We start from the raw sequence: 17464 nt of genomic DNA, 5'->3' as shown, positions 1-17464 counted from the left end.
GACTATTTCGAAATTTTGCCGTCAGTTGCGACCTTCAGCCAATCACCTACGGGGGTGAAATGGCGCGTGACGTTATCGAGCTTTGTAAGCCGATACGCGCTCTCTCCGTAATGGTCTTGCGGCGTCAAACGAATGGGCACGCCTGTCAGTCCGTTGGTATCAACGTCCACCTTTTCGAGTGCCGCCGCAAAATCGGACGGACTAGCGCAGCTATTTGCGCATTTACGTAGGGCGTCCGTAATCACAAGACCGAGGACCAAACCGCCGGTGCCGGTTTCCTTGCTTTGTCCGCGCTTCTCAAGTTCCGTGCGCAAGGCCAAAAATTCGGGTTTCGATACTTCTTCAAGTTTTACGTAACGAGCAAAGGAATAGACAGTCAGTTTGGAATCTGCAGGCGTTGCTTTCAGTAGTGTGTCTTCACCAATGCCTGTGTCCATTGAGAGAAAAATGCCGTGATATCCTGACGTCGCGAGCGCTGGCAGGAATGCAGCGACATGCGCCTGTCCCAGGCAAATGGTGACCACATCCGGCTTATCGTTGACAATTCGCTCAACAACCGTGCGGAAATCGCGTTGCTGGATCGGTACGGTGAGGACTTCTCCCCCAGAAAAGCCATGCTCCTTTGCAGTCGCGAGAATCTTTTTGCAGGAGAGAATTGAGCCTGGAACCTCGAACGCCACACAAATTGTGTTCTTGCCGTTGGGGGCCACTTCCTTTGCCAGATATCCGCCGACGGTGCCGGCAAGCGACAGCTCGAGTCCGACTCCAAACGCTCCTGGTTTTGCAGGCGGCAGCACAAGCGGCGTGTTGATGGGATAACCAGCAAGCACGGGGATATCGAGTTTTTTTGCGGCTGCAAAAACAGCCGCGTGCGTATTCGTAGCTGGTAATCCTAGAATTCCTAGGGCGCCGTCGCGCCCAAATTCCTGAACGGCATCGAGCGAACGCTGAACGTCGCTCTGCGTATCGCGTCCGATGATTTCAATCTGCCGTCCGTTTACGCCGCCGCTCAGATTGACGAGGTCGACATATGTTCGGAACGTATTATAGGCAGGAAGCATTGTCGTCTGCTGTGGACCAGACGCATCGACCAAATATCCAAGCTTGTAGGTCGAAGCATCGCCAGCCACCGCGCAGGTGGCCAACGCAGCGGTAGATGACGCCACCAAACATCCAAACGCCAATGTCTTCAGCTTGCCGAAGTGCGAAATTCCGGTTTTCACGTTTGTCCCCTTCACCTCTGATAATTCCAAACCAGCAGATAAGCCTTGATCTGCGCATTCCATTCGTGTCGTCTAAAGAGTGGCAGCACGCCTCTCACTGAATCTTTCCGAGAAACTCTCTTGGATAAGATTTTCTGGTAGTTCCCTGCGCAATACACGCGCAATGTTGGTCAGAACGTCTCTGACTTCTTCGATCAAATACTCGGGCTCGCCTCCGGACATGTGCGGCGTCCAAATAATGTTATCGAGTTCCAGCAAGGGACAGTCGGGTGGTATCGGCTCGTACCGATAAACATCCAAAGCTGCTCCCGCGATTTGGCCAGCTTTAAGCGAACGATAGAGCGCTTCTTCATCGACCAGGCCGCCACGCGCAGAATTTATTAAGTACGCTCCTCGTTTCATCTTTGAAAAAAAGCTGGCATCCGCGAACTTTTCAGTCTCGGCGTTATAGGGAAGATGGAGAGAAACGAAGTCCGACTGTGCAAGCAGTTCATCGAGAGGCGCATAAGAAATGCCGCCAAACGCCGCTTCTTCCTCCGCATTTAGCGGTGCTCGTTTGAAGTAAAGAACACGCAGACCGAGTTGGCTTGCCCTGCGGGCAACAAGACCTGAGTTTTCGCCCAGACCAACAAATCCGATTGTACTCTTTCCAAGAAGTTTTAGCGCCCGGATCTCGCCCCAATTAAATTTGTTGCGCACCGGTTCGTTCGAGAAGTGCGATGGCAGATTAAAATCTGCGCGCGAAACAACGGCCTGATGCGCTGGCATGAGCCTGCGCGCTAATGCGAGGATCAAGGCCGTGATGTGATCGCAAGATGATTGGCTACTCAGCCGATTCAAGTTTGCGACGCGCAATCCTGCCTTCTGCGCGAACGCGATATCAATGTTTCGATAGGCATGACCAAACTGCTGCACAAGGCGCGTTCGCGGAAGGCACAATTTGATTTTCTCAGCATTCAATTTCGAGCTTTCGAGGACGAGAAAGTCAGCAGTGGGAAGTCGATGATCGAGTTGTTCTGCGTTGGTACAAACCGTGGTTTCTAAGGAGCGCGGTAGGCCAAGTTCGTCAGCCATCAGCATCAGTGCTTTGGACGCGCTTCCATAGTCGTCACCGAAGAAGTAGCACAGGGATTTTTCTCCGGCAGGCGTCAGCTTCCGCAGGAGCGCGACTTCCATGAGTCGAAAGAGGGTGTCCTCCTCGGCGAAGACAACATGGATGGACGCTTCATTCATCGCACGTTTCCGTTTCGATCAGATAAGTTGTGTGATTGTGCGCCGTCGCTTCAGTTCGACAACAAAATCACCGAGAGGGCGTAGTTGTCGCCGCGTGGTCGCTATTTTGCTTGAGCCACTAAATTCGGAGCAGGATTTGATCGTACGATGCGAACGCCATCGCCCATCCAACCTGACCATCGCAGTCGATCACACAAACTTCATTTTCCCCAACTCGTAGACAGAAAGCCTTAGGTCAGCACCTGGCCACCCTTGCTCTCGATACGATTGCAGCGCTAAATACTAAAAGTCTATAGATAAAGTAGGCAAAAGATCGCGTCTCTTTGATTCCGTTAAGTTGGTCGCGATTTGGAGACGCACTGGCGGTTCCATCTCGCTAATTTATTGCGGAGTAATTGCGCTCGAGTGCGATACTGAAATGCCGGTTGGCTGCGAGCTATTATCACTTCGCCGCTGCCGACCCGATTTTACCGACATGCTTGGCCCGCGGTCGTTGTACGAGCCGGCGCTAGAATCCGACCTCGACGAAAGGAACAAGACTGCACGCGGCCAGCGGCATCGATTTGCGGACGCACTCGCTTGCAGGCGACGGGCTTAAAGTGGATGTTTAAGTGTGACTTGAGGCCTGCCCGAATCGTTTTGAAAACTGGGGAAGACAAGACCAGCGTTCGCTCAAATGACAAGTCAAATACATTTTTCTTCTATACTAAGAACTAATTCTGTGTTCTCCAACACTACCTGTCCACATTGGCAAAATCTGTTTCATGCTGACCAAAAAGGGAAAATACGGGCTCAAGGCCCTGATCTATCTGTCGCGTCTTGCGCCGGGCGAAGTTGCGCTGATCAACAGCATTGCCGAGGCTGACGAAACTCCGAAGAAATTCCTCGAAGCCATCCTCATTGACTTAAAAAAAGCTGGCTTTGTCCACAGCAAGAAAGGCAAGGGCGGAGGTTACCTGCTCGCGCGCACGCCGGAAGAGATTTACGTCGGGCAAGTCATCAGAGCGCTAGATGGTCCACTGGCTCCCATCGCCTGCGCATCCTCGAATTTCTTTCAGAAATGCGATGACTGCGTCGACGATAAGACATGCGCCGTCCGCCTCACGATGCTCAATGTTCGCAATGCCATTTCCGATGTTCTCGATCGCCAAACGCTCGCAGATCTTCGGGATCTGCCGCGCCAGCAGCGTAAATTACGCCGAGTAGCGCGCTAAGGCTTGCCCGCTTCAATCCAAGTCACGAGACGGTCAACGCCGACCAATGCAGGATCCTCATCGTTGATATTTTTCAGATCTTCATAAAAATTGTGGATCAACCGGAGAGCGCCCGGCGGAAACGTCGTGAGTTCTGAGACAAGCCGTTCACCTTCCGATGCGAGGTCTCCAGCCGGGACAATCCGATTGAGTAGTCCAATCCGGACGGCTTCCTCAGCGGTGACGTCACGGCCCGTATAGATGAGTTCCTTCGCAACCTTTGGGCCGACATAGTCTGCAAGATAGGTCACCACCACCAGCGGTGCCAATCCATGGCGGATCTCATTGAAGCCGAGAACTGCGTTATCGGCACCGATGGAAATGTCTGACTGAAGCGCCAAACCGCTGGCGAACGCCATGCCCCGGCCCTGAATGAGCGCGACGCTCACGCCAGGAAATTGCCGGAGCAAGCTGTTGGCTTTGAGGATTAGCTTGAGGTTGTCTCTCCGACTGACGTTCTCGAGCTTCTCTCCATGGTCCCGCCCGAGCGAGAAATCATTGCCTATTGCCTGAAGAATGAGAACAGCGGCGCCGCTTTTCCCCGCGGCCGTCAAGGCCGCGATGAAATCAAGCATCAGCTGATAGGTGAATTTGTTGCCGGTCTCTGGCGTATCAAGCGTAATTCGAGCGACGTTGTTCGTGAGTTCGTAGCGTATCATTCGACTTCTCTAGACCGAGGTTTTCTCGCAGTGTGGTGCCACGATATTCTTTTTGGAAGACGCCGCGCTTCTGCAGTAGCGGCACGACTTCGCCGACGAAGGCGCGAAGCCCGGACGGATACTCATCGATCATGATGTTGAATCCATCGGCAGCGCCCGCGCGATGCCAACTTTCGATGAAATCGGCAACCTGTTCCGGTGTACCGACGACCTGAGGATGTCCGCCGCCATTGCGGTAGAGTATCTCGCGCACAGTCAGATTTCCTGACGTCGCGAGTTCCACGGCTGCGGCTTGGAAGCCACGGGAAGAATTGAACCGGTCGTTGGCTTTAATACGGTCGATAGGAAGCGGCTTGTCCAGATCGAGTTCGGAGACTGAGACGCCGACGCGGGAAGCCAGCTTTCTAAGCTCGGCATCGCCCGCAAGTTCATCGAGTTCTTTCTTTCTCTTTTGCGCTTCTTCCTCAGTTCCGCCGATAACGGGTAGTAGACCCGGCAAAATTTTCAGGCTGTTTGGATCTCGGCCAAAATTTACGGCGCGTTGACGGAGATCGTCGCGAAACGCTATTGCAGCCGAAAGCGTGTTTTGAACTGCGAAGACGGCATCGGCGACGCGAGCCGCAAACGCGCGTCCCTGCTCGGATGAGCCCGCTTGAAAAAGTATCGGCCGACCCTGTGGAGAACGCGGAAGCGTGCTCGGCCCGCGGACGGCAAAAAAGTTGCCATCGTGGTTGAGAGCATGAACGCGGTCGCGGTCAGCGAAGAGGCCAGAAGCCTTATCGCCGACGAGTGCGCCGTCTTCCCATGAATCCCAAAGTCCGGTGACGATATCGACGAATTCCTCGGCGCGCGCATAACGTTCTGCATGTGGCGGCAACGGGGTCTTGCTGAAGTTTGCAGCAACGTCAGGAATGAACGTCGTCACGATGTTCCAAGCGGCGCGACCGCGGCTCAAATGATCAAGCGACGCGATTCTGCGGGCGAGATTATACGGCTCGCTATATGACGTCGTGGCCGTTGCGACGAGACCAACGTGCTTCGTTACCGCAGCAACAGCACCAAGAACAGTGGTTGGATCCATGGCGCCGAGATTGGGCCTTTCAAAATTCTCTTCGCTCACCGCGAGTGTATCGGCAAGGAAAATAGCATGAAGGCGACCGGCCTCGGCCAATTCTCCAATCTCACGATAGAAATCGAGATCGACGTATGAGGTAGCGCTTTCGGGACGATGACGCCACGCGCCGAGGTGCATACCCACGCCTAAGACCGCAGCATTGAGGATAAGGTCGCTCATAATCGTGCCTTTCGTACCTCGTGTTTTTCCAATCGCGGACCGTCTCCCCGGAAATGTCGGGGGCCGGTCCATAATTTTAGAAGTCGATCGATGCCCGCCCGACGGGCCTTTCTGAATGGCGATCAAAACGTGAAACAGCATTAGTCTATAATTCCGATGTAGTCTATTGATATAGAGCATTGTCGATGTTATCGCCGACCCAAGATGGGTTCGTTGGCAAATGGCAACGGCAGCATCGCGGAGGTGGACGTCTCGAATGCCTAACTTTGATGTTCGTCGGCCGGGAATACTTGTCCCGCCGCTGACGCCTTTCACTGCGAAATTGAAAGTCGACAATATCGCCTTGAAAAATGGCGTTGATGCCGTGATTGAACGAAGCAAGCCGGCTTTAATCATCGCTGCAGGCGTCGAAGCGCAGGAATATCAATTCTTGCCTTTCAAGGAGCGGCTCGATCTCGTACGCGCGACGATAGATGCGACTGACGGACGCGCTCCCGTCGCCGTCGGCATTTCTCACCCGTCGTTCAAAGTCGCCATCGAACTTGCGCACTTTGCGGAGAAGCACGGGGCAAGCGCCGTCCAGTTATTGGCGCCGCAAAAGCCAACGGGCGGGGCACCGACCACATCTGAACTCGTCCGCTATTTTGAATCGATCGGCCGCGAAACACGGCTTCCCTTCGTGCTCTATCTAAACGCCGGACCGGGCGCCGACGTCTCGATCGCCACAACGATCGAACTTGCGAAACTCGGGCACATCAAATTCATCAAAGAAAGCTCGCGCGATCTTTCTCGCGTTTCTCGTTTGATCGCCGAAATCGAGCACACGGGATATGCACGCTATTACACCACTATGCAGATGCTGTTGATCACCCTACAGCTCGGTGGCGCCGGCGTGACACTTCCGCCACCCGCGTCGGAAATTGCAAGGCTCATCATCGATACCTATGAGGCTGGGAACTTGCCTCGAGCGATCGAGCTTCAGCAGATCTTTGCGACATATCCTTCGCGATGGATGCCATACGGGTTAGCCGCGGTGATGAAAGCGTCGGTCGAATGCCTCGGCGTTCCCGTCGGTCGGCCGTACCCACCCTATGATGCCGTCCACGGGTCTGATCTTGATGAGCTACAGAGATTTCTCTCCTTCCATTTCAGTCCTATCGAAAATCTCGCACAGGCTTGAGACCTTGCGTTGATGCAATCCGCATTCACCTTGGAAGAGTGGCCTGGAGAATTGGAGGAAATGCGGGTTTCAATCGGTGAGAAGAAAGATCAGCAATAACAAAACGCAAATTGTTCCGCCGGTTATCATCGTCAACGTCCAGCCACCGGCGTCGTTGGTCAGGGCGCCGAGAACCGATCCAATCGCTCCGCCGATGAAATTTATAGTCATGAAGATGGCGTTGGCGCGCCCCCTAGATTCTTGAGGGCCCGAGAATACGATGCGTTGAACTCGTGATCTGGTTTGCCTGCACGGCGGCGTCAAAAGCGACAGTCAGAATGATTAGTGCGGTGAGCCAATGGAAATAGGAAGCCAAGCCCGCCGCGTAACTTGTAAGACCAAGCGCTGTCATAGCTCCAATCGTCAATATACGCGTCATGCCACGATCAGCCATTTGCCCCACGATCGGTGCTGCCAGAGCACCACCGGCTCCAGCAAGCGCAAACAGCGCGATGCCATGTGAACTCAACCCAAACTGACGCGTGAGCATGATGGGCGCCGCTGTCCAAAATAGATTGAATACGCAGAACATCGACGATTGGTAGAACGAGCGCCTTCGCAGGCTAGCGTTTTTGCGAAGTAACCCGACCATTGATTGCAAAATTCGGAAGTAGCGCTCACTTTTCGGTGGTTGGCGTCTTGGCATAAGGCGCAAGAGGGCGAGGCCGATGCCAACCATCAATAATGCAGACCATAGGAAAATCGCGCGCCAGCCAAAGTGTGCCGAGATGATCAATGCGACGGGCCGCGCGAGCATGATCCCGGCCAGGAGCCCAGCCATGACATTACCAACGATCCGGCCCCTCTTTGCGTCGGGAACGAAATGCGAAATATACGGAACAAGAATTTGGACGCTGGTCGAACAAAGGCCGATGAAAAACGATGCGAGAAAGAAGGAAAAAGCAGAATTGGCCGATGCAGCCCAAACGAGAGCGATCGTTGTAAGCGTTAGATTGACAAGGACAAGCCGCTTATTCTCGACGAGGTCCGCGAGCGAAACTAGAAAAAACAGTCCGGCGCCATAACCGATCTGCGTGATGCCTGTTAGGGATCCCGCAAGATGCGCGGGAATTCTAAACTCTCTTCCGATGATGTCGATGAGCGGCTGAGCATAGTAGATATTTGCAACGAGCGCCCCGGTTGCAACGGCGATACACGCGATCAGCACCGTTGAGGGTTCCGAAACAGCGATACCGGAGCCGCGAGTTGGATCTTTGCTACTCAAGATAACGTTGAAATCATGTAAGAGTCATTCAACAAATAAACGCGCGAAGCGGAAAGCATGGGCAAATACCTGTTGCTCCCAGCTTCAGCGCGCATCAGCAGACTACATATACTGCATTAGCGGCAGTCTCGTGTGGCAAGTTTGCTCTGACCACCCTCACCAATGCATGAGGAACCAACGGGCCATCATTTCAACGCCGTGTGCTCTTCGCCAGGCTCGGCGGGTTTCCAAATGGGGAATGTCAACCGGGCCCAGACATGAGTGTCGTTGCGAGAGTAGTTAGTAGCTCCGCCTTGCTCGACCGCACGGGTCAATTCAAGCAAAAGTTTGGAGCCGCCAAAATCATATCCGACCATACCGCCGACACCGACAATATGACCCTTGCCGACAGCCGCATTCGTGACGGTTTCCTCTAGATCCCAAGCGCCATAGCCGACGGCCCCAACCTGCCATTTGCCGAAGGTACGTGCGACGGTCCAGTCGACGTTAAAATAGTTGGGCTGACGCCGTCCGATATCGTCCGCCGTTGTCACGCCGTAAATCGTGTTCGCTGAAACGATCCAGCCGTCTTTCAGATAACTGAAGGCAACACGGGTTTCAGCTGCCCATCCGCTCGTCTGACCAGAAGTAGTAAAAGAAACGTCGCTGTCGAACGGAAAATAGATACCTTCGCCAACAGAGACAAAGAAACCTTGGCCGAGGTTCCATGACAAACTCACCGGAATGAGCAGCGGGCTGAAAATACCAGCGAAGTCTTTTGACGTTACCTTATTTTGTACTTTGAGAACTTCAGGGATCACGACGGCCGAGTACGATGCTCCAAAGACTTTCCATCCCGTAGACCACGTGAAGGCGGGAACATCCGCTGTGATGCTTTTATCTGGCCCGTCGCCGTAATGCGTGAGATTTGAGACGTAGATCCCGGGAGCGAAAGCAGCGCCGAGTGGAACACCCATGGTTACCCCGGGCGGCGTCCAAGAGACTGCAGCCGCCGGACCAACGACTCCCGCGAAAACAGCAAAGCTCACTGCACCAGCAAGATATTTATTGCCATTGTTTGTCATCGTCGTCCCCTTCAAGCGAATTTTAAAGGCCCCCCACGGGCGGATTTAGGTTCTTCAGTGTTCAGTCGGATGATGCAGCGCGATCGTAATCAGGGTCGGTAATCAGTGTGCTCGTAGAAGTAAGTCAGAGCAGCTTCGGCCACTTGCTGATCTTGAATGGCAGTGCCGGAACTAATGCCAATACCGCCGACAATCTCGCCATTGACGAACACGGGAAGACCGCCGCCGATAACCGAGAAGTGCCCGCCATTGGTGATATGAATGCCGAACGTCGGCTGACCCGGGACGCAGAGTTGGTTGTAGACGTGCGTTCCCTTGCGAGCGACAGCAGCCGTAAATGCCTTATCGACGGCGATCGATATGCTGCTGATCTTGCCGCCATCCATGCGCTTGAAATCGATGAGATGACCGGATTCATCCGTAACCGCGATGCACATTGGCACGCCGACGTCGTTGGAAGATGCGATGGAACCGTCGATGAGAACCGCGGCATCGGCGAGTGAAAGTCTGCGAACCTCGATCATCGAAAGAGCCTTGCATGAGAAAGGATCGAGCCGAACGCGTCGGCACGGAGTTCTTCAAGACGCAGGCGTTGACCCAGCACAGAGACGAGTTGCCCTGGCTGACGAATTCGAAATTTCGGCATTCCGATGTGCAATCCCAACCTTTAGTCGCGCTTAGGCGGCAACGACTCCCCAATTAGGCCAATAACATCGCGTTTTATTTTAATCAATAGACTCTATCGTTTTAGTAGACAATTGAGATGCGACGCATTTGTCGAAGCTCTGCTCAAGTGATCGGCATGTCTGCGAAACTTCTCTCAGCCCACTGGCTATGAACGATTGGGTTAAAATTGACGGTCAAATCCGGGGCAAGAAGACGGATCTTGCACTCCTTATGCCTCGCGATCGACAGAAAACTTCGCAGATGACTGGTCACCGTTTGCGTCAGTGACGTTGCTCCGAGCGAACACTCCTTTAACCCGCCAACTATTCGCTAGAAAAAGACGGAGCGGCCGGCACACATGGAGCTGATCAACCAAGCTCAACAAGCCATTGACGAGTACTTGCGCTTGACGGGGTGCAAGCCTAGCCAGTTCTTGTTCACCGATCGCGGGGGCAGGGGAGCCGACGACAAGGCAGTGCACGGCTGGTTCAGGAGTGGGTTGCGAGAATCGGCTAAAACCCGGTCAAGTTTGGGACCGGCCGTGCTGATCTATCGGCACACCCGAAACTTGCAAGCCGTCCAGCTCTTGTTCGGACACACGAAAATCGAGAGCAATGTGCGCTACCTCGGCATCGAGGCCAATGACACGATTGAGATAGCCGAGAAGATCGACATCTGACGCGACACCTCCGCAAGCGGACATCGTCGGCGACGGTTTCCGCATCGCAGACAATGGGGCGTCGATGGCAGCTATTGGGACGGAGCGACTTCCTCCAGGCTTCGCTCGCAAATGGACACAAGCTTCTCACGCTTTCACATGGGCAGCGCGATCCCTAGCAACGTCCGTAAATTTATAGCGGCCGCGGAATCTCCCCAATTCCCTAGGCGGGGCTTTCGGCCACGCGTGAGACGAGATCGTCGATACGCGAGAGAAAGAGTTTTAAGACCGGCGAGCGGTTAGCCTTGTTGTAACCGACGACGAGATCAATCGTCGGACTATCGTCTCCTTCAATCGGACGGCTGGTGACCGACCAGGTCAGGAAGTTTTTCGCGTATCTCGGCAATAGCGTCAGCGCGCGGGTCGACGCTACCAGCGACATGGCCATGCCGAGATTGTCGATCTTCAGATCGGTTTTTACGGAAAAGCCGTGCTTCGCGAAAAAATCGTCAATCACCTGGCGAAACACCGGCGCCGTACCCGACATATGGATGAAGGGTTCTTTGGCGATCTCTTTCGCAGTGACGCTTTTCTTCTTCGCCAAGCGATGATCACTCGGCATCACCACCATGATCGGCTCACAGAGCACAAGCCGATATTCGAGATCCGGCATGCCCGTCTCGCGGCGCATGAATGCCAGATCGAGTTTTCCGCGCATCAGCGCATCGGCAAGATCGGGCGAATACTGACTCGAAACGGTGACATCGATGTTCGGGAGTTCATCGCGCAAAATGCGCATGGCCTGCGGAAGCCATTCCATTTCCATGCCGGTCAGGAATCCGAGCGCAAAGGATGTGCGCGCCGGTTCCGAAGCCCGCCGCGCCGCCGACACCGCCGCCTCGACCTGAGCCAGCGCCAATCGTGCATGATCCAGGAAGGCGCGACCTGCGGGGGTAAGCTCAACGCCTTTGACGCTTCGGCTAAAGAGCTCGGTGCCGACCTCGTATTCCAAATCTCGGATCTGCCGGCTGAGAGAAGGTTGGGCAGTGTGCAGACGCTTCTGAGCCGCGGTGGTTAGACTTCCCTCCTCGGCGACGGCGACGAAAAACTTGAGATGCCTCAGCTCCATTTGCCGTCCCATACGCGAAAGGCATTGAATGCCAGACGTCCGCCGGCCCAGCTGCAATAAAACGGACACATATCTGCAGCATGCCCAAAGTCCCATGCCTATCAGGTATGGCCGAAACCTACAAAGTCTTTTTCTTTGCGGCGCCCTCGGCCCACGTTCTCGGTCATCGAGTTTGGCTTCACGTTCAACCAAAGGACATTTCTCCATGGCAAATCTGACCAACAAGACTGCTCTCGTTACGGGTGCCTCGCGCGGCATAGGTGCGGCCATCGCCAAGCGGCTTGCGGCCGACGGCGCCAAGGTCGCCATCACCTACACCAAGGGCGCCGACGCTGCCGCTCAGGTCGTCAAGGACATCGAGAGCAAAGGTGGCAAGGCGATCGCTATCCAGGCCGACGCCACTGATGCCAAAGCCGTCAGCGCCGCGGTCGACAAGACAGTCGCGACCTTCGGCGGCCTCGATGTGCTGGTGAACAACGCCGGCACGGCGATCCCGGCGCCGTTCGAACAAGCCACGCTGGAAGACCTGGACCGCGTGATCGATATTAATCTGCGTGGTGTGTTCATCGCCACTCAAGCGGCGTTGAAGCACATCAAGGAAGGCGGACGCATCATCAACATCGGTTCGTGCGTCGGTGAGCGCATGATGACGCCAGGCCTCGCGGCTTATTCCGCCACGAAAGGCGCCGTGAAGATGTTCACGCAGGGCCTTTCCCGCGAAGTTGGCCCGCGTGGTATCACCGTCAACAACGTCCAGCCGGGCCCAATCGACACCGACCTCAATCCGGCCGCCGGTGACTGGGCCGAGCCTCAGATTGCGGTTACGGCGCTGAAGCGTTACGGCCGCCCTGACGAAGTCGCCGCACTCGTCGCTTTCGTAGCGGGGCCGGAAGCCGGCTACATCACGGGGGCCAACCTGACCGTCGACGGCGGCACCAACGCTTGAGGAGAAGGTCATGGCCGATCTTTCCGGCAAGACAGCTCTCGTTACCGGCGCTTCGCGCGGCATCGGCCGCGCCAGTGCCCAGGCGTTGGCTGCGGCGGGGGCCCAGGTACTCGTTCATTACGGCTCGAGTCCCGCACAGGCGGAGGAAACCGTCGCTGCGATCCGTGCAAATGGCGGTCGCGCGGAAGCGGTCAAAGCGGATATGGGGGCGCACGATGGTCCCCATATACTTGCAAAACAGGTTTGCCAGATCGTCGGGGCGCGACTCGACATTCTGGTCGCAAATGCCGGCATATCGAATTCCGCCACCATCGCAGACACGAAAGTCGAGGATTTCGATCGGTTGTTCGCGGTGAACGTCCGTGCGCCATTCTTTTTGGTGCAGCAGCTTCTGCCGATCCTCGGCGACGGCAGCAGCGTAATCTTCGTCTCGTCTCTGGTTGCGCACGCTGCAGTGGGAACACTTTCGGCTTATGCGGCCACCAAAGGCGCGATCGATACTTTGGTCAAACATTTCGCGGCCGAGCTGGGCTCACGCGGAATACGCGTTAATGCGGTCGCCCCTGGCGTCGTCGATACCGACATGTCAAGCTTTACCAAGACCGAGCAGGGAAGAGCGGGAGCGTTGAGCCTTCAGGCGCTGAAACGTGTAGCGAAGCCCGAGGACATCGCCGGGGCCGTGGTGTTTCTCTCCTCGGAGGAAGCACGGTGGATCAGTGGCGATACGCTCCGTGTCGATGGCGGCTCCAAGCTTTGAAGTGGGCTAGAGACATCGGTTTCCAACCACTCCGAGAATCCAAAGCGCGACTCGCTACCTTGGCATCGCGGTAGACATGCGATCGAAATCGCGGAGAAGACCGACGCAATACCTTACTTAGCGGACATGGTCGGCGGCGGTTTCGACAGCGCCTTTCATGTGGCGAGCGACTTCCGCTAATGGGACGAAGCGGTCGTTACAGAGCTGATTGCCAAGCGAGCCGGCTTCTGCCACATCGCTTACAAGCGTGCTACACCCGCCTAGCGGCAATTGGCGAACATGTTCGTAACCCGATAGACCCGCCGCGCCGACCAGCCATGAATATCCTTCCTTCCCTGCTTAGCGAGACCCCAGAGCGAAGGTTTGGGAACGGCGCATAAAAACTACGAGAAAGCGAAGGAAGATCAAAACAAATCTGGGTCACTAAGTCTTTTGTTTCTCCATCATCATCGTCTTCCTTCCCGGCGCTCCATAACAAAAAACACAATTAAATCAGCCGTCGAAAGCGCCACCGGACAGGACGAAGATGAGAACTTGAGCGCATACGCACCACCGTGCCGGAAATTCGGCATAAAGGTCTCCGGCTAATGCTTACACACCCATATGCTCGTGATCCGTCGAGATCGGCTGATCAAGCGTCGTGTCGGGAACGACATGAGAGTCGTCGGGTTGCACGGCGGGGTGAGCGAGGTCGCCCCCGGCAGGCGCGTCAGGCGTCGTTGTGGTCGCTGCAATTTCGTCCGGCGAGAGCGGCTGCTGATCATTGGCCGCGCCGCTCGAATCCGCAGCAAGTTGCGAATAATCGGCGTTTCCAGCGGCGTGATCTACGCTCTGAGGCGCCGGGTCCGGCGGATGATCGGTATGCTGTTCAGCGAGCGCCATGTAGTCGTCCGTGGCCGAGTGCGACGCAAGCGCGTCGTGACCGCCGTCACTGCTCTCGGATCCCGGCTGCTGGTCCAGCGGAGTGTTGTCAACGACTCCAGAGTCCGGCGCGCTCGTATCGTTCGTGTGCACTGCGTGCTCGTCAGTCGACGTTTGAAGCTCGGCCGCGAGATCGTGATAAGGCTGCAGCGGATCGGCGTTCGATGCATCCTCGTGGAGCACGCCATTACCGCCCGCGCCTGCGTCGGTCGTATCGATGGCGTTCGCTTGCGTATCGGCCTGCACGAGATCAGGGCTGTCGATACCGGCGTTCGGATCTGAAGCGACAGTGTCCGAACTCTGTGCGGCTGCCGTGTGATCGGCTTCTTCGCCGGAAGCTGCCGCTTGGTCCGTTGCCGGTTGGTCCGTGCTCGTTGCAGCCGTCGCATAATCGGCATCGGAGATCGAAGCCGTAGCTTGATCCGATGCGGCCGGGCTCTCCGCCAGGCTCGTGTGCAGCGCCGCCGCCTGAACGTCGCCAATGTCCGCTGCACCCGCGGTGACCGCAGCATCATTGCTCTGATCGGCAAAACTGTCGGTAGAAACGCTCGCCGTATCCGTCGCGGCGTCGGCGAGGCTTGCTGCGGTGGGCTGCGAACTGCTGGTCGCCATCGGATCGAGATCGTTATAGGAGAACGACCAATCGCTCATGTTGAAGGCGGTGCCCTGCACCTGGACGGAGAACTAAATCGTATCCCCGGCATGGAGCTCGGGCTGGTAGTCCTGTCCCGCATTGGTGAACGTTCCCGTCGCGGGATCAAAGCTGACCGTGCCATTGAAGCCATCGAGCCAGCCTGTCGTGACAACCCCATTCGGATTGTTGATGCCAACTTGAAGCGCCCATTCCTCGACGCTCCCGCCCTTCAGCATTTCGTCCGTCAGGGTCAGCTGAAACGTCACATTATAGCCGCCGCCCCAGCTCGGATTGTACCAGTCGTTGACGCCGACCAACGTGACATGACCGCCCGCGTCGACCGGCTCGCCGCCGCCTGCGACCGGAGGCGCAGTCTCACTGCCTGTCCCGCCGCTCGGCGCGGTCGTGTTGGATCCCTCGTCACCGCCCGTTGATGAGCCACCGCCGAGACTCGGCGAATTGTCTCCGCCATTCGATGTGTTGGAACCGCCACCCGTAATCGGTTCGTCGCCGCCACCGGTTTGCGGCGTCGAACCATCACCAGTGACGGGCGGCGTATCCGTCTCTCCGCCATTGTCGGGCGGAGTAGTAGAATCTCCGGAACCGGACGTCGTTTCGCCGCTCGAGCCGAGCGATGGAGTATCCGTTCCGCCGGCATTGATCGGAGGCGTGTCTGTGCCCACGCTGTCGCCGGAGCCAGACGTTGTTTCGCCTCCGCCGCTCGACGTCGCGTCGTCGCCTCCGCTGGGGACAGACGTTTCGCCGCCCGTGGACGGTGGCGTCTCAGTTCCGCCGGCATCAATTGGCGGAAGATCGGTATGTCCTGGATCGGTTGGCGTTTCACTGCCAGAACCTGTCGACGGCGTGTCACCGCCGCCGCTATCAGGAGTCAAAGTCTCCCCGCCCGTGATCGGCGGCACATCGGTCCCACCCGCATCGATCGGAGGTATGGTTTCTCCCGAGCCCGTCGATGGCGTGTCGCCGCCGCCGCTATCCGGTGTCGAAGTCTCCCCACCCGTGATCGGCGACACATCGGTCCCACCCGCATCGATCGGAGGCGTGGTTTCGCCAGAACCTGTCGACGGCGTGTCACCGCCTCCATTGTCGGGAGTGGAAGTCTCGCCACCCGTGGTCGGAGGAACGTCGGTCCCACCCGCATCGATCGGAGGTGTCGTTTCTCCCGAGCCCGTCGATGGCGTGTCACCGCCGCCGTTGTCGGGAGTGGAAGTCTCGCCACCCGTGGTCGGAGGAACGTCGGTCCCACCCGCATCGATCGGAGGTGTCGTTTCTCCCGAGCCCGTCGATGGCGTGTCACCGCCGCCGCTATCAGGAGTCGAAGCCTCCCCGCCCGTGATCGGCGGCACATCGGTCCCACCCGCATCGATCGGCGGCGTCGTTTCGCCCGAGCCCGTCGATGGTGTATCGCCGCCGCTATCCGGAGTCGAAGTCTCGCCGCCGGTGATCGGCGGCACATCCGTCCCACCCGCATCGATCGGCGGCGTCGTTTCGCCAGAACCTGTCGACGGCGTGTCATCGCCTCCGTTGTCGGGAGTGGAAGTCTCGCCACCCGTGATCGGCGGCACATCGGTCCCACCCGCATCGATCGGAGGTGTGGTTTCTCCCGAGCCCGTCGATGGCGTATCGCCGCCGCCGCTATCGGGAGTCGAAGCCTCCCCGCCCGTGATCGGAGGAACGTCGGTCCCACCCGCATCGATCGGAGGTGTGGTTTCTCCCGAGCCCGTCGATGGCGTGTCACCGCCTCCGCCATCCGGCGTCGAAGTCTCGCCGCCGGTGATCGGCGGCACATCCGTCCCACCTGCATCAATCGGCGGCGCCGCTTCGCCCGACGGAAGCGCACTTCCTTCCTCGGTCGGCGATGATGGAGCGGCGGAGCCGTCCGATCCAGACGGCGCTTGGGGGGTGATCTCTCCCGCAGGCGGAGAAGTCGCACCGCCGGTTTCAAGCTCTGAACTCGGCTGACCAGTTTGACCGCCCACGCCTAGATCATGGCCCGTTTCGATTGTTTGCGACGACCCTGGCGCCTGCGGACGACCGGCGTCGATCGCATCGTCGTAGCCGCCTCGGCCCCACTCCGAGGGAGGAGGCGTCCCACTGCGGGGAGGCGTCGCTCCGGGCCCGCTTTCACTGTGCGACGTGATCTCGGGGTCGGGATGGATCGAGCGCAGCGAGTCCGATGACGTCAACGGAACACTCGTTGTCGTCCCGGCGGAGACTGCGCCGGCGTCGCCGCCGTGACTTTCGGGGCCCGCGTGCGCAGCCGTCGCGCTCCCACTCGAATCTTCAGTTTCAGGATAGACGTCGGACCACTGCGTTCCCGCCCCGGGGCTCGGAGTCACGACGATGTCGGCCTGCTGTTCGACGTGCGCTGGTCCGTCGGGACCGAAGTCCCAGCCGATCGGTGCTTCCTCGCGCGCTTTCTCTGGCTGCCCGATCGGCCTGTCGATCACTTTCCTAAGGCGCGTGATGGGAATTTCTTTTTGCGGCTCGCTTTTGGACTCACCAAAAAACGTACTTCTGATCGCGTCCGCGATCTCCTTCATGAACTTGGCCATGACGCTTCTC

At 57.2% G+C, this 17464-nt stretch carries 16 protein-coding genes; 5 read left to right on the top strand and 11 right to left on the bottom strand.

Annotated features, from left to right (window positions below; translation table 11 throughout):
• Positions 1–2 precede the first annotated feature (2 nt).
• Both QM780_RS16430 and QM780_RS16425 read right to left on the bottom strand, forming a co-directional pair.
• Positions 3–1223, bottom strand: a complete 1221-nt coding sequence (locus tag QM780_RS16430) for an ABC transporter substrate-binding protein (protein ID WP_415071512.1) — start codon at positions 1221–1223, stop codon at positions 3–5.
• 72 nt (positions 1224–1295) lie between these two features.
• The gene (locus QM780_RS16425) at positions 1296–2456 is read right to left on the bottom strand and encodes an NAD(P)-dependent oxidoreductase (RefSeq protein WP_415071511.1); all 1161 of its coding nucleotides are present in this window, start codon (positions 2454–2456) and stop codon (positions 1296–1298) included.
• 764 nt (positions 2457–3220) lie between these two features.
• Between QM780_RS16425 and QM780_RS16420 the strand changes: the two genes are divergently transcribed.
• Positions 3221–3670 (top strand): RrF2 family transcriptional regulator, encoded by a 450-nt coding sequence (locus QM780_RS16420; protein WP_415071510.1) that lies wholly within the window; start codon positions 3221–3223, stop codon positions 3668–3670.
• On the opposite strand, the gene QM780_RS16415 is transcribed toward QM780_RS16420, so the two are convergent.
• Complete coding sequence (locus tag QM780_RS16415) at positions 3667–4368, bottom strand: enoyl-CoA hydratase/isomerase family protein (protein WP_415071509.1); 702 nt, start codon at positions 4366–4368, stop codon at positions 3667–3669. The two genes, QM780_RS16420 and QM780_RS16415, sit on opposite strands and share 4 nt — an antisense overlap.
• The gene (locus tag QM780_RS16410; protein WP_415071508.1) at positions 4322–5662 is read right to left on the bottom strand and encodes an LLM class flavin-dependent oxidoreductase; all 1341 of its coding nucleotides are present in this window, start codon (positions 5660–5662) and stop codon (positions 4322–4324) included. The genes QM780_RS16415 and QM780_RS16410 overlap by 47 nt, the downstream gene beginning before the upstream one ends.
• A gap of 256 nt (positions 5663–5918) precedes the next feature.
• On the opposite strand from QM780_RS16410, the gene QM780_RS16405 reads away from it, so the two are divergent.
• Positions 5919–6842 carry a dihydrodipicolinate synthase family protein gene (locus QM780_RS16405; RefSeq protein WP_415071507.1) on the top strand — a complete coding sequence of 308 codons (924 nt, stop codon included), beginning with the start codon at positions 5919–5921 and terminating at the stop codon, positions 6840–6842.
• A gap of 69 nt (positions 6843–6911) precedes the next feature.
• On the opposite strand, the gene QM780_RS16400 is transcribed toward QM780_RS16405, so the two are convergent.
• The 4 genes from QM780_RS16400 to QM780_RS16385 all read right to left on the bottom strand — a co-directional run bounded on the left by QM780_RS16400 (position 6912) and on the right by QM780_RS16385 (position 9694).
• Positions 6912–7052, bottom strand: a complete 141-nt coding sequence (locus QM780_RS16400; protein WP_415071506.1) for a hypothetical protein — start codon at positions 7050–7052, stop codon at positions 6912–6914.
• 22 nt (positions 7053–7074) lie between these two features.
• Positions 7075–8106: an MFS transporter gene (locus tag QM780_RS16395; RefSeq protein ID WP_415071505.1), complete on the bottom strand. Its 1032-nt coding sequence runs from the start codon at positions 8104–8106 to the stop codon at positions 7075–7077.
• A 185-nt stretch (positions 8107–8291) separates the two neighbouring features.
• Positions 8292–9170 (bottom strand): transporter, encoded by an 879-nt coding sequence (locus QM780_RS16390; RefSeq protein ID WP_415071504.1) that lies wholly within the window; start codon positions 9168–9170, stop codon positions 8292–8294.
• An 89-nt stretch (positions 9171–9259) separates the two neighbouring features.
• On the bottom strand, positions 9260–9694 hold the full coding sequence (locus QM780_RS16385) for a GlcG/HbpS family heme-binding protein (RefSeq protein ID WP_415071503.1): 435 nt from the start codon (positions 9692–9694) through the stop codon (positions 9260–9262).
• Positions 9695–10194: 500 nt separating this feature from the next.
• Here QM780_RS16385 and QM780_RS16380 point away from each other — a divergent pair, with 500 nt between their 5' ends.
• On the top strand, positions 10195–10515 hold the full coding sequence (locus QM780_RS16380) for a hypothetical protein (protein WP_415071502.1): 321 nt from the start codon (positions 10195–10197) through the stop codon (positions 10513–10515).
• 202 nt (positions 10516–10717) lie between these two features.
• Here QM780_RS16380 and QM780_RS16375 read toward each other — a convergent pair whose 3' ends face one another.
• Positions 10718–11623 (bottom strand): LysR family transcriptional regulator, encoded by a 906-nt coding sequence (locus QM780_RS16375; RefSeq protein ID WP_415071501.1) that lies wholly within the window; start codon positions 11621–11623, stop codon positions 10718–10720.
• A gap of 205 nt (positions 11624–11828) precedes the next feature.
• Here QM780_RS16375 and QM780_RS16370 point away from each other — a divergent pair, with 205 nt between their 5' ends.
• Both QM780_RS16370 and QM780_RS16365 read left to right on the top strand, forming a co-directional pair.
• A complete protein-coding gene (locus QM780_RS16370; RefSeq protein WP_415071500.1) occupies positions 11829–12569 on the top strand; it encodes a 3-oxoacyl-ACP reductase family protein in 741 nt (246 codons plus the stop codon).
• A gap of 10 nt (positions 12570–12579) precedes the next feature.
• Positions 12580–13326: an SDR family NAD(P)-dependent oxidoreductase gene (locus QM780_RS16365; protein WP_415071499.1), complete on the top strand. Its 747-nt coding sequence runs from the start codon at positions 12580–12582 to the stop codon at positions 13324–13326.
• Between the two features lie 591 nt (positions 13327–13917).
• Here the strand turns inward: QM780_RS16365 and QM780_RS16360 are convergent.
• On the bottom strand, positions 13918–14898 hold the full coding sequence (locus QM780_RS16360; RefSeq protein WP_415071498.1) for a hypothetical protein: 981 nt from the start codon (positions 14896–14898) through the stop codon (positions 13918–13920).
• 33 nt (positions 14899–14931) lie between these two features.
• Positions 14932–17454 (bottom strand): hypothetical protein, encoded by a 2523-nt coding sequence (locus tag QM780_RS16355; RefSeq protein ID WP_415071497.1) that lies wholly within the window; start codon positions 17452–17454, stop codon positions 14932–14934.
• Positions 17455–17464 lie beyond the last annotated feature (10 nt).

Source organism: Hyphomicrobium sp., from assembly GCF_047600905.1.
Taxonomy (GTDB): domain Bacteria; phylum Pseudomonadota; class Alphaproteobacteria; order Rhizobiales; family Hyphomicrobiaceae; genus Hyphomicrobium_B.
Note: the sequence above shows the minus strand (reverse complement) of the source record. Positions and strands in the feature narration are given on the sequence as shown.